Annotated in this window: 27 protein-coding genes; 14 read left to right on the top strand and 13 right to left on the bottom strand. The window is 69.8% G+C overall.

Annotation, left to right across the window (positions count from 1 at the left end; all coding sequences use genetic code 11):
* Positions 1–144: 144 nt before the first annotated feature.
* The gene (locus ON30_RS42040) at positions 145–2292 is read left to right on the top strand and encodes a glycosyltransferase (RefSeq protein WP_306307375.1); all 2148 of its coding nucleotides are present in this window, start codon (positions 145–147) and stop codon (positions 2290–2292) included.
* Positions 2293–2305: 13 nt separating this feature from the next.
* On the opposite strand, the gene ON30_RS13310 is transcribed toward ON30_RS42040, so the two are convergent.
* Both ON30_RS13310 and ON30_RS13305 read right to left on the bottom strand, forming a co-directional pair.
* A complete protein-coding gene (locus tag ON30_RS13310) occupies positions 2306–3055 on the bottom strand; it encodes an ABC transporter permease (RefSeq protein WP_245554026.1) in 750 nt (249 codons plus the stop codon).
* A 44-nt stretch (positions 3056–3099) separates the two neighbouring features.
* On the bottom strand, positions 3100–4062 hold the full coding sequence (locus ON30_RS13305) for an ATP-binding cassette domain-containing protein (protein WP_174387482.1): 963 nt from the start codon (positions 4060–4062) through the stop codon (positions 3100–3102).
* A 425-nt stretch (positions 4063–4487) separates the two neighbouring features.
* Between ON30_RS13305 and ON30_RS13300 the strand changes: the two genes are divergently transcribed.
* The 3 genes from ON30_RS13300 to ON30_RS13290 are packed head-to-tail and all read left to right on the top strand — an operon-like array spanning position 4488 to position 8699.
* The gene (locus ON30_RS13300) at positions 4488–5954 is read left to right on the top strand and encodes a condensation domain-containing protein (RefSeq protein ID WP_051029270.1); all 1467 of its coding nucleotides are present in this window, start codon (positions 4488–4490) and stop codon (positions 5952–5954) included.
* A complete protein-coding gene (locus ON30_RS13295; RefSeq protein ID WP_040707027.1) occupies positions 5951–7384 on the top strand; it encodes a condensation domain-containing protein in 1434 nt (477 codons plus the stop codon). Before ON30_RS13300 ends, ON30_RS13295 begins: the two co-directional genes overlap by 4 nt.
* Positions 7365–8699, top strand: coding sequence for a condensation domain-containing protein (locus tag ON30_RS13290; RefSeq protein ID WP_040707025.1), 1335 nt, complete (start codon positions 7365–7367; stop codon positions 8697–8699). The genes ON30_RS13295 and ON30_RS13290 overlap by 20 nt, the downstream gene beginning before the upstream one ends.
* Here the strand turns inward: ON30_RS13290 and ON30_RS13285 are convergent.
* On the bottom strand, positions 8642–8908 hold the full coding sequence (locus ON30_RS13285; RefSeq protein ID WP_051029269.1) for a GNAT family N-acetyltransferase: 267 nt from the start codon (positions 8906–8908) through the stop codon (positions 8642–8644). The two genes, ON30_RS13290 and ON30_RS13285, sit on opposite strands and share 58 nt — an antisense overlap.
* 12 nt (positions 8909–8920) lie before the next feature.
* On the bottom strand, positions 8921–9544 hold the full coding sequence (locus ON30_RS13280; RefSeq protein WP_040707023.1) for a TetR/AcrR family transcriptional regulator: 624 nt from the start codon (positions 9542–9544) through the stop codon (positions 8921–8923).
* A gap of 88 nt (positions 9545–9632) precedes the next feature.
* Between ON30_RS13280 and ON30_RS13275 the strand changes: the two genes are divergently transcribed.
* Positions 9633–11159 carry a carotenoid oxygenase family protein gene (locus ON30_RS13275; protein WP_063719871.1) on the top strand — a complete coding sequence of 509 codons (1527 nt, stop codon included), beginning with the start codon at positions 9633–9635 and terminating at the stop codon, positions 11157–11159.
* A gap of 531 nt (positions 11160–11690) precedes the next feature.
* The gene (locus tag ON30_RS13270) at positions 11691–11975 is read left to right on the top strand and encodes a hypothetical protein (RefSeq protein WP_040707021.1); all 285 of its coding nucleotides are present in this window, start codon (positions 11691–11693) and stop codon (positions 11973–11975) included.
* A 269-nt stretch (positions 11976–12244) separates the two neighbouring features.
* Here ON30_RS13270 and ON30_RS13265 read toward each other — a convergent pair whose 3' ends face one another.
* Positions 12245–13102 (bottom strand): helix-turn-helix domain-containing protein, encoded by an 858-nt coding sequence (locus tag ON30_RS13265; protein ID WP_040707019.1) that lies wholly within the window; start codon positions 13100–13102, stop codon positions 12245–12247.
* 78 nt (positions 13103–13180) lie between these two features.
* Positions 13181–13681 (bottom strand): GNAT family N-acetyltransferase, encoded by a 501-nt coding sequence (locus tag ON30_RS37480; RefSeq protein ID WP_083911354.1) that lies wholly within the window; start codon positions 13679–13681, stop codon positions 13181–13183.
* A gap of 291 nt (positions 13682–13972) precedes the next feature.
* On the opposite strand from ON30_RS37480, the gene ON30_RS13255 reads away from it, so the two are divergent.
* Positions 13973–14578 carry an NADPH-dependent FMN reductase gene (locus ON30_RS13255; RefSeq protein ID WP_040707017.1) on the top strand — a complete coding sequence of 202 codons (606 nt, stop codon included), beginning with the start codon at positions 13973–13975 and terminating at the stop codon, positions 14576–14578.
* Between the two features lie 34 nt (positions 14579–14612).
* Here the strand turns inward: ON30_RS13255 and ON30_RS39125 are convergent, their stop codons facing one another.
* Both ON30_RS39125 and ON30_RS13245 read right to left on the bottom strand, forming a co-directional pair.
* Positions 14613–14783: a hypothetical protein gene (locus ON30_RS39125; RefSeq protein WP_157183717.1), complete on the bottom strand. Its 171-nt coding sequence runs from the start codon at positions 14781–14783 to the stop codon at positions 14613–14615.
* Between the two features lie 193 nt (positions 14784–14976).
* Positions 14977–15303, bottom strand: coding sequence for a hypothetical protein (locus ON30_RS13245; RefSeq protein ID WP_245554025.1), 327 nt, complete (start codon positions 15301–15303; stop codon positions 14977–14979).
* A 339-nt stretch (positions 15304–15642) separates the two neighbouring features.
* Here ON30_RS13245 and ON30_RS13240 point away from each other — a divergent pair, with 339 nt between their 5' ends.
* Entirely contained in the window at positions 15643–15822 is a 180-nt protein-coding gene (locus tag ON30_RS13240) for a hypothetical protein (protein WP_040707013.1), read from the top strand.
* Here the strand turns inward: ON30_RS13240 and ON30_RS13235 are convergent, their stop codons facing one another.
* Positions 15823–16536 (bottom strand): hypothetical protein, encoded by a 714-nt coding sequence (locus ON30_RS13235; RefSeq protein ID WP_040707117.1) that lies wholly within the window; start codon positions 16534–16536, stop codon positions 15823–15825.
* 27 nt (positions 16537–16563) lie between these two features.
* On the opposite strand from ON30_RS13235, the gene ON30_RS13230 reads away from it, so the two are divergent.
* Entirely contained in the window at positions 16564–19764 is a 3201-nt protein-coding gene (locus ON30_RS13230; protein ID WP_051029267.1) for an ATP-binding protein, read from the top strand.
* A 7-nt stretch (positions 19765–19771) separates the two neighbouring features.
* Here ON30_RS13230 and ON30_RS13225 read toward each other — a convergent pair whose 3' ends face one another.
* On the bottom strand, positions 19772–20698 hold the full coding sequence (locus ON30_RS13225; protein ID WP_040707009.1) for an AraC family transcriptional regulator: 927 nt from the start codon (positions 20696–20698) through the stop codon (positions 19772–19774).
* A 108-nt stretch (positions 20699–20806) separates the two neighbouring features.
* On the opposite strand from ON30_RS13225, the gene ON30_RS13220 reads away from it, so the two are divergent.
* Positions 20807–21493: an NAD(P)H oxidoreductase gene (locus tag ON30_RS13220; protein WP_040707008.1), complete on the top strand. Its 687-nt coding sequence runs from the start codon at positions 20807–20809 to the stop codon at positions 21491–21493.
* Positions 21494–21497: 4 nt separating this feature from the next.
* On the opposite strand, the gene ON30_RS42250 is transcribed toward ON30_RS13220, so the two are convergent.
* From ON30_RS42250 to ON30_RS13210, 3 genes are all read right to left on the bottom strand, one after another.
* Positions 21498–21728 (bottom strand): VOC family protein, encoded by a 231-nt coding sequence (locus ON30_RS42250; RefSeq protein WP_083911353.1) that lies wholly within the window; start codon positions 21726–21728, stop codon positions 21498–21500.
* 79 nt (positions 21729–21807) lie between these two features.
* Positions 21808–22269 (bottom strand): PPOX class F420-dependent oxidoreductase, encoded by a 462-nt coding sequence (locus ON30_RS13215; protein WP_040707005.1) that lies wholly within the window; start codon positions 22267–22269, stop codon positions 21808–21810.
* A 5-nt stretch (positions 22270–22274) separates the two neighbouring features.
* The gene (locus ON30_RS13210; RefSeq protein ID WP_040707003.1) at positions 22275–22748 is read right to left on the bottom strand and encodes an SRPBCC family protein; all 474 of its coding nucleotides are present in this window, start codon (positions 22746–22748) and stop codon (positions 22275–22277) included.
* Positions 22749–22813: 65 nt separating this feature from the next.
* On the opposite strand from ON30_RS13210, the gene ON30_RS37470 reads away from it, so the two are divergent.
* From ON30_RS37470 to fadD8, 4 genes are all read left to right on the top strand, one after another.
* Positions 22814–23062, top strand: a complete 249-nt coding sequence (locus ON30_RS37470) for an SDR family oxidoreductase (protein ID WP_083911352.1) — start codon at positions 22814–22816, stop codon at positions 23060–23062.
* 90 nt (positions 23063–23152) lie between these two features.
* Positions 23153–23623 carry a MarR family winged helix-turn-helix transcriptional regulator gene (locus ON30_RS13200; RefSeq protein WP_040707001.1) on the top strand — a complete coding sequence of 157 codons (471 nt, stop codon included), beginning with the start codon at positions 23153–23155 and terminating at the stop codon, positions 23621–23623.
* Positions 23616–23990, top strand: coding sequence for a DUF5313 family protein (locus tag ON30_RS13195; protein ID WP_040706999.1), 375 nt, complete (start codon positions 23616–23618; stop codon positions 23988–23990). The genes ON30_RS13200 and ON30_RS13195 overlap by 8 nt, the downstream gene beginning before the upstream one ends.
* Positions 23991–24106: 116 nt before the next feature.
* Positions 24107–25708, top strand: a complete 1602-nt coding sequence (fadD8, locus tag ON30_RS13190; RefSeq protein ID WP_040706997.1) for a fatty-acid--CoA ligase FadD8 — start codon at positions 24107–24109, stop codon at positions 25706–25708.
* Positions 25709–25716: the final 8 nt, after the last annotated feature.

Genomic DNA, 25716 nt, shown 5'->3' with positions numbered 1-25716 from the left:
GCACCCGCGACGGCGCTCACCGCGCCGATCGGCGCGCCGCGTGGTTAGTCTGGCCGTTCGCTGACCGGGGTCCGTACCGAAGATCGCCCCGCCCGCACTCGAGTTCACCGCGTCACCACCCCGACCACCGTGCCGAGGAGATCGATGAAGTTCGTGCTCGCGTTCACCGGAAGCCGAGGTGACGTTCAGCCCGCGGTCGCCCTCGGCGTCGAACTGACCCGGCGCGGTCACGACGTGACGTTGGCGGCCCCGCCGAATCTCGTCGAATTCGGTTGTCGCGCCGGGCTCGACACCCGCCCCTACGGCCCCGACACCGGACGACTGCTGGCCTCCGATCTGGTCGCGAGCCGCCTGCGCTCGCCGGACCCGCGCGTGCGTCTGCGGGCGATCACCGAGCTGACGGTGCGCGACGGCCGCGCGATGCAGACCGAACTGCTGGCGCTGGCGCAGGGCGCGGACGCCGTCGTCGGTGGCAGCGCCGGACAGGAGCGCGCGCTCAATGTCGCGCAGGCTCTGAGCATTCCGTACGTGCCGCTGCACTACTGTCCGCTGCGCCGCAACGGCGTCGTCTCGCTGCTGCCCTTCTCGGGCGGTCCCGCCGTGGCCCACCGGCTCGGCTGGACGGCGCTGGAACAGCTGCTGTGGCGGGCGAGTCGGGCGGCCGAACGGGATCTGGCCGCCGATCTGGGGCTGCCGGTTCCGGAACATCCCGCCGCGTCCCGGATCGCGCGGCGCGGCGTGCCCGAGATCCAAGCCTACGACCCCGCGTTGTTCCCCGGCCTGACCCGGGAATGGGGTGCGGCCCGCCCGCTGACCGGCTTCCTCGACCTGACTCCCGAGACCAGGGCCGCGATCGACCCGGTGGCCGACGCCGACCTGCGCGACTGGCTCGACGCCGGTCCGCCGCCGCTGTACGTGGGCTTCGGCAGCATGAAGCTCGCCGATCCGCGCAGGCTGGTCGACACCGTCGCCGAGGTGACCGACCGGTTGGGCCTGCGGGTGCTGTGGGCGGCGGGCTGGGGCGGGGTGGACGCGATCGCCGACGACCGGGTCAAGGTGGTGTCGAGCGTGGACCACGCGCGGGTGCTGCCACGCTGCGCCGCGGTCGTCCACCACGGCGGGGCCGGCTCCACCGCCGCGGGCCTGCGGGCCGGTCGCGCGACGCTCGTCTGCGCGCACGGAGCGGATCAGCCCCTGTGGGGCAGGCGAATTCGCGCGCTGGGCGTGGGCACGAGCATGCCCGCCGACCGCATCGACGCCGACGCGTTGACCGCCGCGCTCGCGGTGGTCCTGTCCCCCGATTCGCGCGCCGCCGCCGAAGCGCTGGCCGAGGCTTTCATCCCCGCGGAAGTGGCCGTGACCGCGGTGGCCGACCTGATCGAACGCGCGGCGACCCCTACCGGACCGAGCGCGCCCACCCCGAAAGGAAACCCCGTGTCCGAACTCTCGCTGTCGGTCGTGATCCCCGCCTACAACGAACAGGAGGTGATCGGCGAATGCCTGCGCAGACTCACCGACCAACTCGACGTCGTCACCGAGATCGTGGTGGTGGACAACAACTCCACCGACGACACCGCGGCGATCGTGCGGGCGGTCGCGCGGCGGCATCCGCAGGTGGTCCTGATCGAGGAATCCCGCCAAGGCTTGGTCTTCGCGCGTAACCGCGGACTCGACACCGCCCGCGGCGATCTCATCGCCCGCATCGACGCCGACACCCTCGTACCCGCGACCTGGGCGCGGACGGTCGTCGAGTTCTTCGGCGCCGACACCGAGGGCCGCTGGGCCGCCGCCTGCGGGCGTGGCGAAGCCTACGGTCTGCCCTACGGCGACCGACTCGGCGCGCTGAAACAGCGTGTGCGCGAACGGGGCCGCGAGGTCAAGCGGGTTCCGGTGCTGTACGGGTCGAACATGATCCTGCGCCGCGGGACCTGGGCCGCGATCCGGGATCGGGTCGCGATGCGCCGCGACGTGTTCGAGGATGTCGACACCGGGTTGTGCGTCGAGGCGACGGGCGGGCACAACGCGTTCCTGCCCGGACTCACCGTCGGGGTGGCGCCGCGCCGCATGGAGACCGGTGTGCCCGCCTTCGCGCGCTACATGGCCTGCCTGCCCCGCACCCTGTTGCTGCACCGCCGCTACGCGATGGCGGCCGGCGCCGCGTTCGTCTACGTCCCCGCGATCACCGTCCTGCACGCCGCGCGATTGGTGCTGCTGCGCACCCACGACAGCTGGGCCGGCGGCTTCTCCGTGCGACACCTGCTGCGCCGCACCGAGGATCGGGTGCTGCCCTGATCCGGGCCGACGCTCAGGCACGGCGCATGTAGACCCGCACCGTGATCGGCGCGACGACGGCCATCACGACCATCGCGCCGACCAGGGAGGTCGCGATCTGGGGGCCGACGCGGCCCGTGTCCGCCAGTTCCCGCACGGCCGTGACCAAGTGCGAGACGGGGTTGACCGCCGCGAACCCACGCAACCACGCCGGCATGGTGTCGATCGGGACCAACGCGTTGGAGACGAAGGTCAGCGGCATCAGCGCCAACATCGAAACCCCCTGCACCGTCGAGGGTTTGTCCAGCAGCACACCGAGCAGGGCGAAGATCCAACTCAGCGCGAAGGCCACCGCCATCGCCAGCAGGCAGCCCGCCAACAAACCGGCCGTGCTGCCCGGCCGGTAGCCCAGCGCGAAGCCGACCAGGACGGTCATCAGCGTCGCCACGGCGTAGCGCACGGAATCGGCCAGCAGCGAACCGGCCAAGGGCGCGATCCGCGCGATGGGCAGCGACCGGAAGCGGTCGAACACGCCCTTGTTCATGTCTTCACGCAGTTTCACCCCCGTCCCCACCGAGGCCGCCACCGCGACCTGCACCAGGACACCGGGAATCAGCAGCGGCAGGTAGCCGCCGACGGCCCCGGCGACGGCCCCGCCGAACAGGGTCGAGAACGTCACGACGAAGACCACGGGCAGCGCGATCACGTCGAACAGTTCCTGCGGATTGTGGCGCAATTTGAGCAGTCCGCGCCCGGCCATCACGCCGGCCTGGCGCACCGACATCGGCACCGAGACAGACGTCGTTGCCGCAGGACGGGTTTCGAGGATCACGCGGCGACCTCCGTCACACGCGGCGCACCGGTGATCGCGAAGAACACCTCGTCCAGGCTCGGTTTGGCCACCGCGACCTCCCCGACACGGATTCCGGCCTCGCGCAGCGCGATCAGCAGTTCGGGCACCGGACCGGCGTCGACGGCCGCCACGGTGATCCGGCCCTCGCCCGCCCGGACCTCGGCGCGGGGGCCGAGCATCCGGCCCACGATCGCCACGGCCGCGGCGAGATCGGGATCGGGTACCCGCAGGGTCAGGGTGGCCGTGCCGACACCGGATCGCAGTTCGTCGGCGGTGCCGTCGGCGACGGTGCGGCCGTGATCGATCACCACGATCCGATCCGCGAGCGCGTCGGCCTCGTCCAGGTATTGCGTCGTGAGCAGCACCGTGGTGCCTTGCCGCACGAGTTCGCGCACCGTGTCCCACATCTCGGCCCTGGTACGCGGGTCCAGTCCGGTGGTCGGCTCGTCCAGGAACAGCAGCGGCGGCCGCGCGACCAGGCTCGCCGCGAGGTCGAGACGACGGCGCATCCCGCCGGAGTAGGTCTTCACCGTCTGGCGGCCGACCTCGGCCAGCCCGAACCGGTCGAGCAGTTCGGCGGCCCGCGCCCGTGCGCTCCGCCCGGACCGGCCGAGCAGTCTCGCGAACACGGTGAGGTTCTCCAGCGCGGTGAGATCCTCGTCCACGGAGGCGTATTGGCCGGTCAGCCCGATCAGCGAGCGCACAGCGACGGCTTCGCGCACGACGTCGTAGCCGAAGACCTTCGCCTGTCCCGCGTCGGGACGCAGCAGTGTGGCGATCATCCGCACCGTGGTGGTCTTGCCCGCCCCGTTGGGGCCGAGAACGGCGCAGACGGTGCCGGTCGCGACGGTCAGATCGATGCCGTCGACGGCGCGCCGCCCGTCGAACGATTTCACCAAACCCTCGGCCCGTATCGCCGGAGACATACCCGCGGACATGAATCAGTCCTCCTGCTGGGTTATTTCGGGAAACTGTCCTGCAAAAAATTGACAGCTCACCCGCACGAAAGGGCGACGCCGCCCACGCGAACACCGGGAGCCTATGTGCGTCGATCTTCTTCCGCAACCTCCCAGCGGCCGACGGAACACACCCGTAACGCCGAAGGTGAAAACGGGAAACATCACTTTCAGCCGGAAGGGGACACCCCCTGCTTCCAGGCCATTCGAGAGGATTCGCGTTGCCCCCGCCTCCGGTTTGCCGTGATAAAGGCCACTCTCGCTCGACAGGACCCGTCGCGCCGCCACCTCTAGGCTGACGTTCGGATCCGTCGGCATCGACGGATACCTTCGGGGTCACGACGTCGTGTGCGAAAAAACCGGCTACGAATGCGGATTCACTTCGTTGTCAGTTTGCGATCAGCAAAATGAAATTGGGGCGCATCCATATGGAATTCACCGAGCTTGCCGACTATCCGCTTCCGGCGGGAACACTCACCGAATGGATACCGACCGCGGACGGTGCGGACTTCTCGCCCGACGACCGTCCGCTGAGCTGTATCCACGAAGACCATTGTGTGCGCGCCTCCGCCCGCCCCGACGCCGCTCACTCGAATTCCTGGCTCGGGGCCGTCTTCGAGATGCCGGGCCCGTTGGACGCGCGGGCACTGGCCGAGGCGCTGCGGGCCTGGACGGTCAGACACGAAGCGCTGCGCACCACGGTCACCGCCACCGAGTCCGGCTATATCCGCACCACCTGCGCCCCGCCCGCCGTGCGTGTCACCGCTCGCGCGATCGGGCCACTGCGTACCGGAACCCGTGTGCACCAGCACATCACGGACTTCTTCGGCGGTGGACTCGCGCCGACGCGGTGGCCGCACTGCCTGATCGTCACGATCGGCGACATCCAGCCGCCCTTCGGCGACGGCGGATTCCTGTTGGTCTTCGGCGCGGACCATTCGGTGATGGACGCCTACTCGATGATGCTGGCGATCGGGGAGATCCAGCGCCTCTACCGCGCCGCGAGGACCGGCACGCCCGCCGCGCTGCCCGCGGTGGCCAGTTGCGCGGATTACGGCGCGGTCGAACGCGCGGCCGCCGAAGAGTTGACCGCCGACCATCCGGCCGTGCACCGCTGGCGCGGATTCCTCGACCACGGCCGCGGATTCCCGACCTTCCCGCTCGACACCGTCTCGCACCGCCGCGCGCCCGTGCGGCGATATCAGAGCGGACTGTCGACCTGGGTGCTCACCGCCGATCAGTCCGAGGCGATCGAACGTCGGTGCCGCGCGGCGGGACACACCGTGCAATCCGGGGTGCTGGCCGCGCTGGCCGCGACCACCGCCACCCTGTCCGGTGCGCGAACGCTGCGTTTCGCGATGCCCGTGCACACCCGCCGCGACGCCCTCGAGGCGCACGCTCTCGGCTGGTATGTCGGCCTCGTGCCGATCGAGATCCCCATCCCCGCGGGCGCGGTCTTCGAGGACCTGCTGACCGACGCCGCCGCGGCGGCCCGGATAGCCCGCCCGTTGGCGCGCTATCCGTATCCGCGGATCGCGGGCCTGCTCGGCAGCACCGCGATCCCGCGATTCGTGGTCTCCTACCTGGACGTGCGGAAGATTCCCGACGCCGCGCGCTGGCGCGACTGGGCGGTGCGGCCGTTGCGCAGCGGGGAAGCGGACGACGACGAGGTCTACTTCTGGATAGCGCGCTCCCCGGACGGCGTCGCGGTCTCGGCGCGCTTCCCGAACAACGAGGTCGCGGCCGCCAACGTGCACCGCTTCATCCACACCTTCGCCTCGGTGCTCGCCCACAGCGCGGGCGCAGACAGCCATCGCGCACGGCGGCGCGAGGCCGACCTGGCGCCGGTCGGACAGGTCGGTGAGCGCCGGTGATCATCACCGCTTCGGCGAACTGGTCGCCCGACCCGGGCACGGTGATCGAGTGGCGGGCCACGCGGTCCGCTCGCGATGCCGCCGCGGTCGCGCACCCCGACGAGGGGCACCCTTCTTTCCTCCAGGAGAACCACGTCCGCGCGATGGGGGCACGTCGCGGCGGGGCGCACCACGGATACCTGGCGGTGGCCACCGAGGTCGACGGTCGGCTCGACAGCACCGCGATGGCCACCGCCCTGCGCGCGTTCACCCGCCGACACGCGGGTCTGCGGACTTGGCTGCGCGAGGCGGACGGCGTCGTCACCCGGTTCCGCATCCCCTCGGCGGCAGTGGATTTCGAGCCCTGCGAGATCGGCGCGACCCCCGGCGGCGCACGATCGCGCGAGCACCTGCTCGACCGCTGCGCGCGGGAGGCGACGGTGACCTCGTGGCCGGGCTTCGTCGTGGGCGCGATCGCGAGAGCGGACTGCTTCACCCTCTACTACGCCTGCGACCACGCGCTCAGCGACGGCATCTCCCAGGCGCTGGTGCTGCCCGAACTGCTCGAGCTCTATCGCGCGGAGACCACCGGCACGCCGGCGCGACTCGTCCCGGTGGGCGGATTCCCCGACTACGCCGAGGACGAACGGCGCCGCGCCGACGAATATCACCGCGACCACCCGGTGATCCGCGAATGGGTGGACCTGTTCACCGACCACGGCGGTCGAATGCCCTCCTGTCCTGTCGATCTCGGCCTGGAGCCGGGTGCGACCGCGCCGATGCGCCCGATCGAGTTCGACCTGCTCGACGCCCCGGACACCGACGCCTTCGCCGCCGTATGCCGAAGCGCGGGGGTGCGATTCGTGGCGGGCGTCCTGGCCGCGGTCGCGGTCGCCGACCACGAGATCGCCGGTCGGGCAGGGTATTACGGCATGATCGTCACCAGTACCCGCGACGGTGAGCATCTGGCCGGACAGGGGTGGTATTGCAACTTCGCCCCGGTCGCGTTCGCGATCGACGGCAACCCGACCTTTCGTGACCTGCTCGCCGCCGCCCAGGCCGGATACGATCGCGCCCAACGGTTGACCGCCGCGCCCGCCCGCTCGGTCATCACGGCGCTGCTCGGGGCCGGCGCGGACCCGACCCGGGTCGCGGCGAGTCCCCACCTGTTGTCCTACATCGATTTCCGCCGCTTCCCCGGCGCGGGCACCGCCCCCTACGACCGCGGCGTGCTGTTCACCGGCGAAGGGCCGACCGGCAACGCCTCACTGTGGATCAACCGCGACCATCGACACCTCTACCTCGGCTGTCAGAGCCCGGACACCGCGCTCGCGCAGCAGCGCCTCGCGCCCTATCACGCTCGTCTGCGCGAAGTGTTCGCCACCGTCGCCCGCGACGGCGACCGACCGATCGGCGCGCGGGAGGTGACCGGTGCGGGTCACCACCATTGACCACCTACTCCCCCGTCCCGGCACGTTCGTGCGATTCACCGCCCCATCGGCGGCGGGCGAACTGTCGCCGGTACCCCCGTCCTTCAATCAATCCCTGCATCTCGCGGCGGCCACGAATCGACCCTCGACCTGGCTCGCCGCGGCCTTCGAGATTCCCGGCCCCGTCGACCTGCGCGCACTGGCCGCCGCCTACCGCGCGTTGATCGCCCGGCACGGCACACTGCGCAGTTCGTTCCTGCCCGGCGACACCGGACCGCTCCGACTGCGACATCCGCTCGCCTCGGCGCTCATCGCCGAATTTGTGCTGAAGACCGAGACCGCCGTGCAGACACGGGAAGTCCTGCGCGCGAGTCTCGATGCCGCCTGCGCACCGTTCGGACACCCGTCCTATCTGCTCGGCGCGATCGACCGTCCCGATTCCGCCACGGTGGTGTGCGGATTCGACCACGCCCACGTCGACGGGTATTCGATCGCGCTGATCATCGATGACCTGCGCCGCCTCTACGCGGGTGCGCCACCCGACAGTTTGCCGGAGGCAGGCGATTTCGTGGACCACTGCGCCGAACAGGCGGCGATGCGGGTCGAGGCGGACGACCCGAGAGTGCGCGGATGGCAGGACTTCTTCGGGATCGACGGGGCCACGCCGCCACCTTTCCCCCTCGACCTCGGTCTGGCGCCCGGACAGACCGCACCGCAGGCGGTGGTACTGCGCGAACTGCTCGATACCGTCGGCGCCGACCGGTTCGAGACATGGTGTCGCGCTCTCGGGGCCGGTGTCTTCGCTGGCTGCGCGTCCGCGATGGGCCACGCCGTGCGCGCGCTGACGGGCCGGGACCGGCTGTCGCTGCTGTTCCCCCTGCACACCCGGCACCACGATCGGTGGCGAACGGCGGTGGGGTGGTTCGTGAACAACGCACCGCTGCGAGTGGACAGCGCCGCCACACCGGATCGAACCGTGCGCGCCACGGGCCACGCGACGCGCACCGCCCTCGCACTGGGCACGATGCCCACCGGCGCGGTCCTCGCCCACCTCGGCGGATTGCGCCCGACCAGGGGCGATGTGTTCATGACCTCCTACATCGACTATCGCCGCCTGCCCGGTGCGGCCCACCACCGCGAGGTGGCGGCGACCCACATTTCGGCTTCGGGACACACCGACGACGCCCAGTTCTGGTTCTCCCGCACCACCGAAGGCCTGGCCCTACGGGTCCGCCACCCGGACACCCCGACCGCCCGCGCGACGATGTCCCGGTTCTGTCACGAACTGCAGCACTTCGTGTCCTCGGCCCCGAACTCGACCACGTCGAGGATATGACCCGGCAGCGCGACCCGACCGGTCACGCCGTCCTCGCCGATCAGCCGTTCGGCGGCGGCGAGGGCGGCCGACCCGTATCCGCGCCGCCGGAAGGGCTCGAACACGTAGATGTCATACAGCCAGGCCGACCGCTCGGTGCCGGTCGCCTCGCGCGGACCGGGCCCGATCCAGAGGTCGCCGACGATCTCGCCCGCCGCGTTCTCCGCCACCAGTTCGGCCGACTACCGGTCGGGCGGCTGCAACACGTTGATCGACATCCGCGCGCAGTCGGCGGCGAGTTCGGCGGCGGTCCCGGTAATGGTCCCGGCGAGCCAGCCTTCGATGATCTGATCGACGCCGCCGGTGATGAAGATGCCGGCGCGCCTGAGGAAGTCCGGGTCGGGGTCGAATCCCAGAGCCGCGGGCGCGTGGTCGACGACGAGGTCGGCCACGGTGTCGACGACGGCGCGGCGGCGCTGGGCGAGCGCGCCCACGTCGGTGGGGTCGCTCGCGATGATGCGATGCACGTAGGGCGTATTCGCCACGGTCTCGAAGAAAGCTTCCAGGGCGGCGCGCAACCGCGCTTCGGCGGGCCCCGTGCTCGACAGTCCGGCACCGACCATCGCGGCCAGCAACTGGTCGCGCACCTCGTCCGCGACGGCGACCAGCAGCTCCTCGCGATTGGCGAAGTGTTCGTAGAAATATCGCGGTGTGAGGCCGGCGGCCTTGCACACCCCCCGCACGGTGACCGCCGCGATACCCGATTCCCCCCACAGCGCGGTCGCCGCCGCGAGCAGCCGATCCTGGCGACTCGAGCTGCGTTCCGCGGCGCTGACGCCGCCGTAGATACGGGACTCCTCGCTCATTGACAGCAGTGTAGCGGCCTCCTATCGTCTGATAACACCCGTGTTCAGATAACAGGCGTTGTCAGATTTCGATCCAAGGAGACTCGCGATGACCACGACCCGCCCCGGCCCGAGCGCGACGCCCTATCAGCAGGTCACCGCGCCCTTGCTCGAGGAGCACGACTACCGCGTCACGCGCATCGACGGAACGCTTCCGGCCGAGCTGACCGGCACCCTCTACCGCATCGGCCCCGGCAAGTACCAGGTCGGACGGACCTTGCTGCACAACATCTTCGACGGCGACGGCATGATCTCGCAGTTCATCCTCGACGGCCGATCGGTGCGCTTCCGCAACCGCTACGTGCGGACCCGGCACTTCGAGCACGGCCGCGGATCGAACACCATCCGCTTCCGCGGCGTCGGAGATCAGATCCCCGGAGGATTCTGGGCGAACGTCGGGCGGTTGCCCGCGAACGTGGCCAACACCAATATCGTCAACTGCGGCGACGAATTGCTCGCGCTCTGGGAGATCGGCAATCCCCATCGGATCGACCCCGAAAGTCTCGACACCATCGGCATCACCGATTTCGGCGGTCGACTCGGCTATCTCGGCGCGTTCTCCGCGCACCCGAAATGGGACCCCGCCACCGGCGACATGTACAACTTCGGACTCGACCTGCTGCCGACACCGCGCTTGCGCACCTTCCGCGTCGACCGCAGGGGCCGCCTGACCAAACTCGCCACCGTCCCGATGCTGGACCTGCCGTGGAATCACGATTTCGCGCTCACCGAGAAGTACATGGTGTTCGTCCTGGACCCGATCCTGCCCGACATCACCAAAATCGCCCTGTCGACGACCTCCTTCGTGGACGCCCTGGAATTCAAGCGCCACAAAGGAACCCGCTTCGTCCTCGTCCCCAGGAACGGCGGCCGCGTGCGCGTCCTCGAGCACGAAGCCCTCCTGCACGTCCACTTCACCAACGCCTACGACGACGGCGACGACGTCGTGATCGAACTCCCCCGCCTGGAAACCGACTGGGCGAAACTGCGACACATGACCGGCATGGTCAACCGCACCGACCGCGGAATCCCCGAATACCCCGACTCCACACTCCTGCGATATCGGATCACCAAAAACGGTCGGATCATCGAGACCCAACTCACCGACCGGTCCGGAGAATTTCCGCAATTCGACTGGCGCCGCGGCGCCCGCGAACACCGCTACACCTACTTCGCCGGCAAAGGCGGACCCGCCCGCCTGTTCAACTCCCTGGTCAAAGTCGACACCCGCACGGGCAAGACGACCGCCTGCGACCTCGGCCCCAGCTCCGTCGGCGAACCCCTGTTCATCCCCCGCCACCCCGACGCCGCCGAAGACGACGGCTGGCTACTGGCCCTGAACCACCACCTGGACGAAGACCTGTCCCAACTCGTCGTCCTCGACGCCACCGACCTCGAGCGCGGCCCCCTCGCCACCGCCTGGCTCGAACACCACATCCCCTGGGGATTCCACGGCACCTTCCGACACCGAATCGCCACCCCACCGAACCGGAACGGCCGCGCTGACGGCCAATCCTCGTCGATCACCCCGACGCGATGCCGAATTACGCCGAGCCGCCCCCGAATCGGCGCGTAACCGATCACGCGGCGAATTCACCACCGGACCGCCCGCCGTCGTCTCGTATCCTGAAGCCATGGCGGGTGAAGTGGCGCACCTCGAGCCTCCCCGCCCCCGCCTGAGGACTGCCCATCAGGATGGCACGAGGAGAGCCGCGGTCGGTTGGCCACCAAGACTCCAACCTAACGGGTTAGGGGCAGACTATGACGTCACCTACTCGTGCAGCAGCCCCATTGACTTTTCTCCCCACTATTCCTGACCCCTCTCTGGTCGCGCCGAGCTGGGCCTGACGTTTTATCGGCTTCACTGGCAATCGCGGTTCGATAACCGCCCACTACTCATCATCCATGAACCACAGCGCTGACGCGCCGAAATAGACTGCACACCAATGATTCTCGCCGCACCCGATGGAGGCTCCAAGTGGCCATTGCATGGATCTGTCCACTGCATGAATGACAGCGCTCGGTGACGGCCATCAGGTAGATTCTGTCAAGAAATTGAGGCTGACAGTCGGCGGGCCGAGGCAAGTGCGCGTGGAAGGTATCGCAGGTGGCGATGTTCAAGAGTAAAGAGCTCAAGCAGGTCGAGAAGGACCTGAAAAAGAGGGTCGACGACTTGCTGTACCTCACCAAGCAAGGCAAAGTACATCAGGAGACATTGCCCTTGCAGTACCGCGCAATGGCACAACTGGCCAACAAAATCGAATCTTTGGGCGGCGATGCTTCCAGGATTGTTCTCGGCGAGCGAGGCATCGCAAAGGCGTGGTTTCCCAGCGTTGGCGACCAACTGATCGAGCAGATGCTTTCGAATATCCGGCAATTTCAACAGCCCTGAGAATCCAACGGTCACCTCAACGGCCTGCCGCGGTCGTAGGTGTTGTCGACACCGTCGCCGATCAAGGCTCGTGCCGGCTCAGAGAATCCGCGGCTTCGTGTTGTACGGCGGTGTCTTCGTCGCGTAGCAGTGCGGTCAGGTCCGACAGCGCGACGGGGTCGGGAAGCATTGTGCCGCGCGGCCGAACTCCGGGTCTCCCGATCCGAGGAGCTCGGATCTTCGCGAATTCGATTGCGCCTCATGCTCTTCTTTCGCTGTGGCTACGCTGCTCAACCCGAAACCACATGCAGCCCAACACGGGCGTGGCCTGCGAACTCGGCCAGAGCAGTAGCGGTCACCTCATCCGCCGGGAGATGGACGACCAACTGTTGATCGTCATCCGCGGGAAGATCGAGAGTTTCATACGACAGCCGCAACCGACCGGCCTCGGCATGCTCGACACGCGTGACACCGTTCGCGGCGGGCAGGCTGGGCACCGTGGCGACGCGGCGGGTGAACTCCGCGCCGGCGACGATCTCGAGTTCATCTGCCAGAGCCGCGGTCGCCGGATCGTTGCGGAAAGGTCCTTGCTTCAGGGCAGCCACCTGTTGATCGGCGACATGGCTCCAATCCGGATAGAACTCCCGGGCCCGTGCGTCACCGAAAACGAACAACGCGAGATTGGCGGTGGACGGATCATCGAGAAGACCTGTCGACGCCATCAACCGACGATAGCCCTCGGTGTGAGCGAGAATATCGCTCAGACGATTCACCACTACCGCGGCAGCGGGCTCCAGATGATCCAGTACCGCCCGGACCGACGGGCGAACACTGCGGGCCGGACGAGCATGGCCGAGGCAACTGAACCCAGGATCACCGGCTTTGGTCAAGCGGAACAGGTGAATACGCTCACTCGGCGCCAGCAGAAGCGCATCGGCGATAGCCGAGAGCACCGACGGCGACGGGTGACGATCACGACCTTGCTCGAGTCGAATTATGTACTCGACGCTGACGCCGGCAAGAGTAGCGAGTTCGGCACGACGCAGACCGGGCGTGCGACGCCGTGGCCCGGACGGCAGACCGACGCGGGCCGGTGTGACCGCCTCTCGTCGAGTACGCAGGAACAACCCGAGTTCGTTGTCACTCACCTTTCGAATCTAACGGGCGTGGTCGTGCCGAAGGTATCCCTGTCACCACCACTCTCCCACGGCCCCGGATCGACCGGATCAAGGCTTCTCGGCGCTCACCTGCCGGTGCTCGTGCCAGATTCCGGGGACGACCGAGCCGTCCGGCAACGGCTGCGCGCGCCGATCCTTTTCCGTCGCCCCGATCCGGTCGCAGATTCGCCGCACCGCGAGATTCGTTTCGTTGGTGCCGATCTCGACGGTGGTGAAACCGGCGGCGTGGATCGCCTCGACCAGCGCGGCCACCGCTTCGCTCGCGTAGCCGGCGCGTCGGTCCTCCGATCCGATCCACCAGCCGAGAGTTCGCGAGGACACGTCCCCACCGGGCTGCACGGTCGCGCCACCGACCAGGACTCCGTCCGCGGACTTCTCGAATACGAGGAACCCGGGAGGCGTGTCGCCGTGCGGACGAGATCGGCGACGGCTTTCGATCTGCTGTGCGGCAGCCGGGCGATGACTGTCGTGACGGCCGGTCCGTGTAACACCGGCACAATGGCGTGATCGCGCAACCGGGCCCGCAGCGACTCGGGCATGATCGCGCAAGCTCGGCCGAGGGTGATCAGCTGGGTCAACTGGGTGTGGTCGCGGACCCGCGGGCCGGGGCCGTCCGGATAACTTCCCTCCCGGCGGACTCGCCGTCCCGGTCTACGACGGACCGACCGGCGGATTCTTCGACGATGCCGGGCCGCTCCCCTGGTGACGGCTCGACTTCGGCACTTCCTGCGGGCGCGGAGGGTGCCCCTGTCGCTACCACCCTCCCCACGGACTCCCCCGCTCGTCCGCACGGCGAGAGAGTTGATCTCGACAGCCGATCGAGCATGCGGGAGCGACAACGTGAGTGAGAAGACAGTATCCGGGAGCCCGCTGAGGCTCGCGGTGATCATCGGCAGTGTGCGCGAAGGCCGTTTCGGGCCGGTGGTGGCCCAGTGGTTCGTCGAGCAGGCGGTGCGGCACGGTGGGTTCGAGATCGATGTGATCGATCTGGCCGACGCCGAACTCCCGTTGGCCCTGCCCGCGGTCTCACCCAGACTGGAACCGAATCCACCACGACCGGAGGGGATGCTCGACCTGACCGCGCGCCTCGACGCGGCGGACGCGTTCGTGATCGTCACGCCGGACTACAACCGCAGCTATCCGGCCGCGCTGAAATCGGCCATCGACTGGCATTTCACGCAGTGGGAGAACAAAGCCGTCGGATTCGTCGGCTACAGCGGGGCCAGCGGTGGTCTGCTCGCCATCGAGCACCTGCGTCAGATCTTCACCGAACTCAACGCCCACACCGTGCGCGACTACGTCAGTTTCCCGCGTTACTACCTGCTCTTCGACGCCGAGGGCGAACTCCTCGAACCGCGCGAACCCGCCGAAGCGGCCGAGGCGTTGCTCGACCAAGTGCAGTGGTGGGCTTCGGCTCTCGCCGCCGCGCGGGCGGTGTCGGTCTAGAGTTCCGCACCGGGCCGGCCGGACCGGTGCGGGCTCACCCCAGGATGCCGAGGGGAACCACCACCGCCATGGTCAATCCCATGCCGGCGATGGCCGCGGGCCCCACCCAGGCGGTGATCCGCGCGGTCATCGCCGCGATCCCGCTCGGAATGCGCGGCACTGCCGGGGCGGCGGTTCCTGACTTGCGGTGGGTGTGGGCGGTCATGATGCAGCGTTACCCGCAACGCGGCTGATCACTCGCCGCGAAGGCTCCCGGTTCAGTGGGAGTCCCACCGACCCTGCTCGGGATGCCGCGGCGCTGTTCCCGATCGCGGCGGTCCCGCGTCCCATCGGCTCGGCTCCGCATGCCGACGCCCCCGACGCTGTTCCCGATCGCGATGGTCCCGCTGCCCACCGACTCAGTTCCGGATACCGACGCCTCGACTCTGCACCACGTAGAGGAACGGGCACCACACCGTGCTGGTCTCGCCGCTGCCCGCCCCCTTCCACGGCCCTTCGACGAACTGGTAGAAGGTCGCACCGGGAATCGTCGGGTTCATGCAGGTCGCGTATGCCTGGTAGGAGCCGGTTCCGCCCGTGCAGCGCGCCGTGGCGTAGGTGCCGCCGCCGCCCGTCGAACATCCGGTCGGCGCGGCGGCGGCGGAGCCCGCCCCCACGGTGCTCACGGCCAGGACGGCCGCCGTGAAACCCCCGAAAGCCATCATCTTGCTGTTCATGCGCTTCATATCTACCCCTGGAAGTCAGCGACGTGATGGGACGCTCGAAGGGTATCCAGGCCAATACGACTCTCGCAGTAGGTGATTCGACCGACAGCCGCATAGGTGGCCGCGCCGTGCGTCCGGGTGTCGAGGGATGGATGCGCCCGCCCTGACGGCGGAGGCGACAACGTGCGGCAGACCGGTCGCGGAAGCGCACATGCTCGAAGTCGCGTAGTGGCGCGGAATCGTCGCCGCCGAGGCGACCTGGCTGCGGGGCTGATCGCGCGACTCCGGTCCGGCGCTATCGAGTGGCCGGAGCACGCTGCGAAAGACGGTATAGCCGTGTGAATTTCGGCATCATCCGACATGTGGCGGGCGATCCTCTCGGCAGCGGACGCCCTGAACGTCACCCGGTACGAGTTGTTCGGGCTCAGGGACGCCGACAGCGCGTCGGATCAGCCGGTCGGCACGCTCGGTTTGGTCACCGACGCCTACCGACCGAAACCGTCCTTCGCGCTGTACCGGGCACTCGTCCGAGGTCACTGATCAGGAGCGCCACCGGAGCAGCCCGCCCGGCCTGCGCAGCATCAGGACCCCGATCGCAGCCACGGCGATGCCGCGCGGGGCCTCGTAGACGAAGCCGGAGATGCCCGCGGTCGCGGGGATGGGCAGGAAGAAGCCGACCATGCCGAACAGGGTCAGCAAGGCGATCCAGCGCGGGACGGTGGCGTTGCGCAGCATGCTCGCGCCCAGCAGGCCCATACCGGCCAGCATCACCAGACCGCCGAGGGTGTTGAACAGCGCGAAGGCCGTGGTGTCGATCATGTTGTCGTTATCGGCGATGAGGTGGGCGGTGTCGGGATCGCTCGCGAACGGGTAGGCGACGAAGAGTTCGACGATCAGGTGGCCGGTGGCGGTGACGATGTTGCCGATCAGATAGCACACGACCCCTAGGAAGCCGATCGGGCCGAGGCGGGTGCGCATCCACGCGTACATGCCGGGCAGGCCCAGGACCAGCGCGACGGTGCCGAGTCCGAGCAGGGTCTGCGCGATCGGCGTGCCGCCACTGGTGAGGGCTTCGACGGAATGGCCTTTGCCGGCGACGATCGGGTGCAGGGTGCCGCCTGCGACGCACAGCGCGCCGCCGAGCGAGAGCGCCGCGCCGCACAGGCGCAGTACAGTCTCGCTGGAGGGACTGCCCGCGGCGGTCCGCTTCGCGCGGGTGGTGGTGGTCGGCAGGAGGGCTTCGGTGTTGGTCATGGGCCAAGGGTCGGCGAGGGCGCTGGTGTGACGCTGGTGCCCGACTGGTCCGACGCGGACCGGCCCGCGATCGCGGTGCTCGGGCCGTTGGAGGTGCGCGGTCCCGACGGCGCCCGCCTCGAGGTCCCCGCGCGCAAGCACGCCGAACTGCTGGTCCTGCTCGCGGCCGAGCGGACGGCGCGCAGTGCGGGCCACCTGTGCGAACTGCTGTGGCGCGGGGATCCGCCCGACAGCGCGCAGGTCACCTTGCAGGGGTATGTGTCGCGGCTGCGCCGCACCTTGCGGCCACTGCCCGATCTGCGCATCGAGACCGTCGCGAGCGGGTATGTGTTGCGCTGCGCCGGGTCGGGCACGGACCTCGACCTGCTCGATGTGCTCTCCCGCGACGCGCGGACCGCCTACGCCGACGGTGACCTGGAACGGGCCGTCGCACTGCTCGAGCGGGCGGTGCGACTGTGGCGGGGCGAGGCGTTGATCGAGGTCGCCGACATCGTCGAGTTGGCGCCCGAGCGCACCCGCCTCGAAGAACTGCGGTCGGATCTGGTGGAACTGTGCGCGGAGGGACTGCTGGCGCTCGGACGCGCCCGGCCCGCCGTGACGTTGCTGACCGAGGAGTTCGAACGTCATCCGCTGCGGGAGTCCACCGCGCGACTGCTCGCGGTGGCGTTGCGCGATCGGGGGCGGGTGTCGGAGGCGCTGGACGTGCTGGTGCGGTTGCGGCGCGACCTGCGCGAGGAGTTCGGACTCGACCCGACCGCCGACACCGCGCGGGTGGAGCGGGAGATCCGCGATCCGCGCGAGTCGCACGCACCGGTGCTCGGTCCGCGACTGGTCGGTCGCCAGGACGTGGCGGCGGTTCTGGATCGCGCGTGGGCTCGGTCGCGACAGGGGCTCACCGTCGTCACGGTGCGTGGCGCGCCGGGAATCGGCAAGACGGCCGCGGTGGAGGACGCGGTGCGCCGCCACGGCGGCGACGCCTATGTCACGGCGGGGATCAACGGGGTCGGTGCGGCGATGGCGACGGTGACGCCGTGGCTGGATCAGGCGGCGGTGCGGGGCCGCGTCGTGCCGGAGACGCCGACCGCTCGGACCGTGGCGGGGTTGTTCGCCGAGGTGGCGCGCGAGACCGGTCACGTGGTCGCCGTGCTCGAGGACGCGCAGTGGGCCGACCTCGATTCACTGCGGATGATCGCGGGAGCCGTGCGGGTGCTGCGGGCTCATCCGGTGCTGCTGCTGGTCACCGTTCGGGCCGAACCGCTCGCGGCGGAGCGGGACGCGGTCATGCGGGTGCTGCGGGCGGCGGGCGCGCACGTGCCGGTGGAGGTGGGGCCGCTGGCGGCGGGCGCTGTCGGCGAATGGGTGGAGGTCGAACTGTCGGGCGCGCCGGCGGGGGTGCGCGCGGAGATCGTGGCGCGCGCGGGCGGCAGTCCCTTCCTGGTGGCGCAGTTGTGTGAGCTGGCGCGGGCCGGACGGCCGCTGACCGGGGCGGCGGGCGAGATCACGGCGGCGAAGCTGACGGCGGTGTCGGCGGGCGCGCGGGACCTGGCCGAAGTGCTGGCCGTGATCGGCGCGCGCACCACGGTCGGCGTGGCCGCGGCTGCCACCGGCGGGGCCGAATTCGACCGGTGGACAGCGGAACTCGTCGCCGCGCAGATCGTCACGGTCGAGGGTCGCGCAATCGGTTTCACGCACGAACTGGTGCGCGAGACGATCCTCGGCGGCCTCGGCGCGTCGCGACAGGCGTCGCTGCACGGGCGGATCGCCGAGGCGCTGGCCGAGCGGCGGCCCGACGCCGTCGCCGAACGCGCGGTGCATCTGAGCGCCGCGGCGCTGGATTCCCTCGACGGCGCGGCGGCGCGAGCTTGTCTGACGGCGGCCCGAGCCGCGTTGCGGAGCGGGGCGGCCACCGACTGCCTCGACTTCGCCGAACGCGGTCTGCGCCATGCCCATCCGGACGAGGACGCGACCGTGCTCGAACTCGAGCGGCTCGCGGGGCAGGCCGCCCATCGGCTCGGACACTACGACGCGGCGGGCGCGCACTTCGAGCGGGCGGGTCGACTGTGCGAGGCGCGCGGCGACTGGACCGGACTCGCGCGGACCGCGCTGCTGGCCGCGCCGCGCGGCGTCGCCGGATATTTCTCCGGATACGGTGTGGTGCAATCGGGTTCGTCGGGGTTGCGGGCGCGGGCACTGGCCCACCGACTCGAACTCGACACCGACCTGGTGGCCGAGGTCGAGGCGATGGAAGCCGTCGACCGCGCCGTCCACGGTCTCGCGGGCGACCTGGACGCGCTGGCCGACGCCCGGTCACGCAGCGCGCCGGGTGCCCCCTCCTGGCCGCAGGTGCTGCTCGCCGAATTCGTGTGCGGGTGGGATCCGACGACGGTAGCCGAACGGCACAAGATCGCCGAGGAGCTCGAGGAACTCGCCGGCCAGGACAGCCACGCCAGGGCCACGGCGCTGCATCTGCGGCGGGTCTGCGCGCTGGAGGTCGGCGATCTGCGGTTGGTGCGCAGGCTGTCGGCCGAATTCGCGCGCGCGGCCGTCGACGGCGGCACCGATCTGGCCGCCACCCACCTGTGGTGGCAGGTGATGCTCGCCGTGCTGCGCGGCGACTACGACCGATCCCGCGCGTTGATGACCCGCTTCGCCGAGGATCTCGGCGCGCTCGACGGACCGGCCCGACTACTCGCCGACGCCTCGCTGCTGACCAGCGGTTCCCTCGAGTTGTGGCACCGGGGACGGCTCGGCGAGGCGCTGGCGGAGGCCGACCGGATGGCCGAGGACTTCGACGAGGACTTCGGCTTGGTGGTGGCGATGGCCGCCGCCGAGACCGGCGATCACGAGCGGGCGCTGGAACTGGTCGAGACCATCCTCGCGCTACCCGGGCGACTGCACGGACCGCGCGTCGCGGTGCGGGTGCCGCTGCTGCTCGAGGCACTGCTCGCTGTGGGGCAGCGAGCGCCCGGTCATCGGGCGCGGGTCGCCGAACTCGCCGCCGTCCTCGAACCGCTCACCCGCGGGTGGGGCGAGACGTTGCTGGTGCAGTGGCCGGGCCTGGTCTGCCTCGGCCCCTCGGGCCTGTACCGCGGCACCGCCCGCGGCCTGCTCGGACATTCCGACGGGCGAGGCCTGGTCGCCGAGGCCGAGCAGCGGTCCCGACTCCTCGGGGCGCGCCCCTACGCCCAGCGCGCCCGGGATCGCCTCTCCCACTGGCCTTTCGCCTGATCACCGCTCAAGCGGCGACGCGGAAGGCGGTGGGGCTCAGGCCACGGTGGCGCTTGAAGGCGGCGCTGAAGCCGAAAGCGTCGGCGTAGCCCACGGTTCGGGCGATGTGCGCGATGGTCAGATCGGTGTCGAGCAGCAGGGCGGCGGCCTCGTCCATGCGAATCTCGGTGAGGTAGGTCAGCGGCGGGCGGCCCATGACGGCGGTGAAACGCTTCGCGAACAGGGCCCGTGACACGCCCGCGCGTTCGGCGAGGGCGGCGACGGTCCACGCGCGGGTCGGTTGGCCGTGGATGGCCTCGAGACCGGGGGCGACCACGGGATCGGACAGTCCTTGGAACCATCCGGGCGCGTCCGCGCCTTCGTCGGTGAACCAGCTGCGCAGGGAGCACACCAACCCCCAGTCGAGCAGTCGGTCGAGCAGGGCTTGGGAACCGGCGCCGGGTGCGGTGGACTCGTCGGCCGCGGCGTCGAGCCACGCGCACCCTTCGGTGTCGTCGCTGATCACCACCACCGGCGGCAGGGCGCGCAGCAGTCGCTCGTGACGGTGGCCGGAGGCACGGTAGGCGGCGACGATCAGGACCGTGGCGTCGTCGGTGTCCGCGTCGCGGCCGATGCCGTGCGGACCGGGATCGCCGCACTCGGAGGCGTCGACGAAACAGGCGATCTCGTATTCGGCGGGAACCCTACCGAGTTCCTCACGCCGGTCGGCCAAGCGGAACGGGGCCGGCCCGCGCACGACGGCCGTGTCACCGGCGCGCACTTCGCGTTCGGCGCCGTCGTCCAGGATCAGCGTGCCGCCGCCGCGCAGCACGGTGACCATCGTCAGCGGCGCGCGGTCGACGAACCGGATCGTCCACGGGGCCCGCAGCACGGCGCGCCCGATCATCGAGCCTTCCGCACGGATTCCGCTGAGGACGTAGCTCAAAGGGTCCACCCACTCAGCGTAGACGAACTCCTATCCTTCGGAGCTTTTCCGCCATGGATCGTCCACGCGGCACGCGATGTACTCGATCTACCGATTCCTCGAACACAGGAGACACCAGTGTCCTTCGACAGCAACGCCCCGCGCACCGCGCTCGTCGTCGTCGCCCATCACCGCGCCGATTCGCTGACCGCCCACATCGGCGCGCGCACCGCGGCCCAACTGCGCGACGCGGGCTACCGGGTCGACCTGCTCGATCTGCGCGCCGAGGGCTTCGACCCGCGGATGACCCTCGCCGATCAGCCGGATTGGAACGACCGGGAGAAGGTCTATTCCGCCGAGGTCGGCGCGCACATGCGGCGCCTGTCGGCCGCCCAGTTGGTCGTCGCGGTCTTCCCGGTGTACTGGGGCACCGTGCCCGCGCTGCTCAAGGGCTGGATCGACCGGGTGTGGAACTACGGATTCGCCTACGGCCGCAGCACGCCGCGCCTGGCGGGCAAACGCATCCTGTGGCTGGGTCTGGCGGGCGCCACCTCCGACGATCCGGCGATCGAGGCCATCCAGGCGTCGCTGGACAACCATCTCAGCGCCTCCGTCGCCTACTACTGCGGCTTCGCGCAGTCGTCGGTCGGTCTGCTGCCCGATGCCGAAGAACGTCCCCAAAGCGTCACCCCCGAAGGCGAACTGCTCGTCGGCGACGCGATCAGCGGCGCCGAACGCGACGCGCACTACGCCGCGTTCGACCGCACCGCCGCCGATTTCGTGCGCGAGTTCCTCGCCGCCGACGCGGTGCCCGCACCCCTGTGAGGTCTCAGGCGGGGTCGCGGTCCTCCCAGGTGCAGACGCAGACCTCGTTGCCCTCGGCGTCGGCGAGAATCCAGAACGCGCGGGCCGCGGCATCGCTGACCAGAACGCCGCCCGCGTCGAGGGCGGCGCGGAGGCGGCGATTCCGCCGAGCAGGTAGCGCCAGCCGAGGGTTTCGACGGCCCGCGACGCCGCGGCGCGGGTGAGTTCTTCGGCGGCCATGCGGGCAGTCTCGCACGTCACCCGTGCGGGGCGGGTTCGATCGAGGGTGCGGACAGGCGCGCCACACCGACCCGCCTTCGAGCGCGGTGCGGTCCTCAGGCCAGGCGGGCCGGGAAACCGCCGGTGGCGACGGGGCCCCAGCGGCGCGGGGTGACGCGGATGATCGATTTGCCCTGGTCGAGCATGGCGGCGCGGTACTCGTCCCAGTCCGGGTGCTCGCCGGAGATGTTGCGGTAGTACTCGACCAGCGGTTCGACCGAATCGGGGGCGTCGAGCACTTCGGCCTCGCCCTCGATCTGGACCCACGCGCCGTTCCACTCGTCGGACAGGACCACGACGTCGACCGCCGGATCACGGCGGGCGTTGCGGGTCTTGGCGCGCTCGGGATAGGTGGACACGACCACGCGCCCGGCATCGTCCACCCCGCAGGTGACCGGCGAGGCCTGCGGGGCGCCGTCGCCGCGGCGGGTGATCAGGATCGCGTGGTGACGCGGACGGACGAACTCGAGCAGGGCGTCCAGGTCGACGCTGGTGTTGGTGGCGATCGAACGGGGCACAGCACTCACCTCTCGCGGTTCTCGACGGTGCGGGCGAGGATGCCGAGGGTGGCGCGCAGGGCCGCCTCCGGGAGGATCGGGAAGATGCCCGCTTTCCGGTATCTGGGCGCGATGGCGCTCCAGTCGTAGTAGGAGGTGACCAGGGTGCCCTGCGCGTCGGGTTCGAGGCGGTAGCCGTAGCGGTGTTCGATGGGCGGCTGGATGGCGCCCGACACCGTCCATTCGATCAACGCATCCGGCTCGTAGGCGGTGATGATCACCGTAACGTCGTATTTGCCCATCGGGAAGTCGTTGAGCGCCTCACGGTCCATGTGCACCACGAATTCGTCGCCGACGCCCCGCACCGGGTCGCCTTCGGCCGATTGCAGCATGCCGGAACTGTCGATCGCGACGTGCCCGGCCGGAGTGCACAGCAACTCGAAGATCTCAGCGGGCGGCGCGAGGATTCCCCGCCGCACCTCGAACCGTTCCTCCGTCATGCCCCCACCCTCGCACGCCGTCCCCGCCCCTGGCGAGCGGGCCCTGGTGACAGTGCGCGCGCTCGATCGCCAAGGAATGCGCGGGGCCCAAGCGCGACATCACCGCGAACGTCGTCTCCCCCGGCTACATCGACACCGACATGCTGGGCCAGGTGAATCCGGAACTGCTGGCGCGGGAGGTCGGCACCGTGCCGCTCGGACGGGTGGGCAGGCCGGAGGAGGTGGCCGCGGCGGTGGCCTTCCTGCTGTCCGCGGGTGGTTCGTACACGACCGGGGCGATCATCCCGGTCGACGGCGGGATCACGTTGCGCTGAGCGCGGATCGCCCCGGTTCCCCCAGCCCGGTCATCGAGGTCACACCCGAATAGTTAGTGCGTTAACTGTTGAGGCACTAATCTGGAGGGCATGACCACGACCGACCCCCCGGACACCGAGGACCCGCTGCGCCTCGAACGGCAGGTGTGTTTCGCGCTGGCGGTGGCCAATCGCTCGGTGCTCGCCGTCTACCGACCGCTGCTCGAACCGCTGGGCCTGACCCACCCGCAGTATCTGGTGATGCTCGCGCTGTGGGAGCGGGCGCCGATGTCGGTCAAGGCGATCGCCGAGGCGATCCAACTCGACTCCCCGACCCTCTCGCCGCTGCTCAAACGGCTCGAGAGCGCCGAACTGATCACCCGGCGTCGCGATCCCGCCAACGAGCGGACGCTCATCGTCGACCTCACCGCCGCGGGGCGCGACCTGCGGCGGCAGGCCGAACGCATTCCGCCCGCCGTGGTCGAGCGCCTGGGCGTGAGCCTGGAGGACCTCGAGCGTCTCCGACAAGCCCTGACCCACGTCAACGAAGCCGCCCGGCTCACAGGAGACAGCCATGCCTGACGCCTCGCCCACACTCGTCCAGCGCCTGCGTTACCTCACCGGCGGCACCCTGCCGCCCGACCTGCGCGCCTGGGTGCTGCGCGATCAGACCGGCCCCGGCGCCACCGCCCGCTACTTCGCGCGCTTCCTGATCCCGCCGCTGCCGCTGCTGTGCCTGTTCCTGCTGGTCCCCGGGCCCGCGTGGATCGGGCTGTCGATGGCCGCGCTGATCTACCTGCCGCTGATCTTCTTCACGATCGCGCTGATGTACGTCTTCCGCCGCCACGTCCTGGTCCAGCACGGACTCGATCCGGAACTGGCCAACCAGGCCGAACGCGACCGCGCCGAACGTGATCGCCTCCGCTACGAGGCGCGCCACGAGAGGTAGTCGCCGGCCAGGCTGTTCGGACACCTGTATGGACTGCTGAATGGAGCTTGTGTAGCGTTCGCGTGCGACCCGTCGCGCGGGTCGATGTTCGTTTCGGCAGGTAGGAGTCAGCGTCCATGAGCAACGAATTGCTGCGCCACCCGGTCCACGCGGGCCATCTGACGGCCCGTGCGCTGGAACGCAATCGGGACAGGCCGGTGCTGCTGCTCGGCGAGACCACCTGGACCGGAGGCGAACTCGCCGACCGGATCAGCCAGTACGTGCGCGCGCTGGAAGCGGCGGGGGCGGGACCGGGCGCGGCGATCGGCCTGCTCGCCCTGAACCGGCCCGAAGTGCTCATCATCATCGGCGCGGGCAGCACCCGGGGCTACCGGCGCACCGCCCTGCATCCCATGGGTTCGCTCGACGACCACGCCTACGTGCTCGCCGACGCGGGCGTCACCACGTTGATCATCGACCCGACGCCCGCGTTCACCGAACGGGCCCTCGCACTGCTCGACCGCGTCGAATCGCTCACCCGCATCCTCACTCTCGGCCCCGTCCCGGAGGTACTCGCCGAGGTCGCGACCGACCTCGCGGCCGCCGCCGCCCAGCACGAACCCGGCCCGATCCAGGTCGCCGAACTCCCGCCCGACCACATCGGCGGCCTCACCTACACCGGCGGCACCACCGGACGCCCCAAAGGCGTGATGGCGACCGTGGGTTCGATCTCGGCGATGACCACCATCCAACTGGCGGAATGGGAATGGCCCGCCAACCCGCGGTTCCTGATGTGCACGCCGCTGTCCCACGCGGGCGCGGCCTTCTTCACCCCGACCGTGGTCAAGGGCGGCGAGATGATCGTGCTCGCCAAATTCGATCCGGCCGAAGTGCTGCGCACCATCGAGGAGCACCGCGTCACCGCGACCATGCTGGTGCCCTCGATGCTGTACGCGCTGCTCGACCACCCCGATTCACACACCCGCGACCTCAGCTCGCTCGACACCGTCTACTACGGCGCCTCCGCCATGAACCCGGTCCGCCTCGCCGAGGCCATCCGCCGATTCGGCCCGATCTTCGCCCAGTACTACGGCCAGTCCGAAGCGCCGATGGCGATCACCTACCTGGCCAAGGCCGACCACGACGAGAAACGGCTCACCTCCTGCGGCCGCCCGACCCTGCTCGCGCGCACCGCACTGCTGGACGAGAACGACCGTCCGGTGGCGCGCGGTGAGGTCGGCGAGATCTGCGTCAGCGGGCCACTGGTCTCCGGCGGCTACTGGGGGCTGCCCGAGCAGACCGCCGAGACCTTTCGCGACGGGTGGCTGCGCACCGGCGACCTGGCGCGCGAGGACGCCGACGGCTTCTGGTACATCGTCGACCGCACCAAGGACATGATCGTCACCGGCGGTTTCAACGTCTTCCCGCGCGAGGTCGAGGACGTCATCGCCGAACACCCGTCGGTCTCCCAGGTCTGCGTCATCGGCACGCCCGACCCGAAATGGGGCGAAGCGGTCACCGCCGTGGTCGTCCTGCGTCCCGACGCCGCGAGTGACGAACAAGCCGTGGCCACCCTGACCGCCGAGATCCAGGAGGCCGTCAAGGAACGCAAGGGCTCGATCCAGTCGCCCAAACGCGTGGAGATCGTGGACTCGGTCCCGGTGACCGCCCTCGGCAAACCCGACAAGAAGGCCGTGCGGGCGCGGTTCTGGGAAGGCGCGGAGCGCGCTGTCGGCTAACCGGGCAT

This window comes from Nocardia takedensis NBRC 100417 (assembly GCF_000308695.1).
GTDB classification, from domain to species: Bacteria; Actinomycetota; Actinomycetes; order Mycobacteriales; family Mycobacteriaceae; genus Nocardia; species Nocardia takedensis.
The sequence above is the reverse complement of the archived record's forward strand: the minus strand, read 5'-3'. Positions and strand labels throughout refer to the sequence as shown.

Excerpts from the sequence above, each read along its gene's own strand:
- ON30_RS42040 (WP_306307375.1), top strand. The coding sequence starts at position 145 with ATGAAGTTCGTGCTCGCGTTCACCGGAAGCCGAGGTGACGTTCAGCCC.
- ON30_RS13310 (WP_245554026.1), bottom strand. The coding sequence starts at position 3,055 with ATGTCGGTGCGCCAGGCCGGCGTGATGGCCGGGCGCGGACTGCTCAAA.
- ON30_RS13305 (WP_174387482.1), bottom strand. The coding sequence starts at position 4,062 with ATGTCCGCGGGTATGTCTCCGGCGATACGGGCCGAGGGTTTGGTGAAA.
- ON30_RS13300 (WP_051029270.1), top strand. The coding sequence starts at position 4,488 with ATGAAATTGGGGCGCATCCATATGGAATTCACCGAGCTTGCCGACTAT.
- ON30_RS13280 (WP_040707023.1), bottom strand. The coding sequence starts at position 9,544 with ATGAGCGAGGAGTCCCGTATCTACGGCGGCGTCAGCGCCGCGGAACGC.
- ON30_RS13275 (WP_063719871.1), top strand. The coding sequence starts at position 9,633 with ATGACCACGACCCGCCCCGGCCCGAGCGCGACGCCCTATCAGCAGGTC.
- ON30_RS39125 (WP_157183717.1), bottom strand. The coding sequence starts at position 14,783 with ATGACCGCCCACACCCACCGCAAGTCAGGAACCGCCGCCCCGGCAGTG.
- ON30_RS13245 (WP_245554025.1), bottom strand. The coding sequence starts at position 15,303 with ATGAAGCGCATGAACAGCAAGATGATGGCTTTCGGGGGTTTCACGGCG.
- ON30_RS13240 (WP_040707013.1), top strand. The coding sequence starts at position 15,643 with ATGTGGCGGGCGATCCTCTCGGCAGCGGACGCCCTGAACGTCACCCGG.
- ON30_RS13235 (WP_040707117.1), bottom strand. The coding sequence starts at position 16,536 with ATGACCAACACCGAAGCCCTCCTGCCGACCACCACCACCCGCGCGAAG.
- ON30_RS13210 (WP_040707003.1), bottom strand. The coding sequence starts at position 22,748 with ATGACGGAGGAACGGTTCGAGGTGCGGCGGGGAATCCTCGCGCCGCCC.
- ON30_RS13200 (WP_040707001.1), top strand. The coding sequence starts at position 23,153 with ATGACCACGACCGACCCCCCGGACACCGAGGACCCGCTGCGCCTCGAA.
- ON30_RS13195 (WP_040706999.1), top strand. The coding sequence starts at position 23,616 with ATGCCTGACGCCTCGCCCACACTCGTCCAGCGCCTGCGTTACCTCACC.
- fadD8 (WP_040706997.1), top strand. The coding sequence starts at position 24,107 with ATGAGCAACGAATTGCTGCGCCACCCGGTCCACGCGGGCCATCTGACG.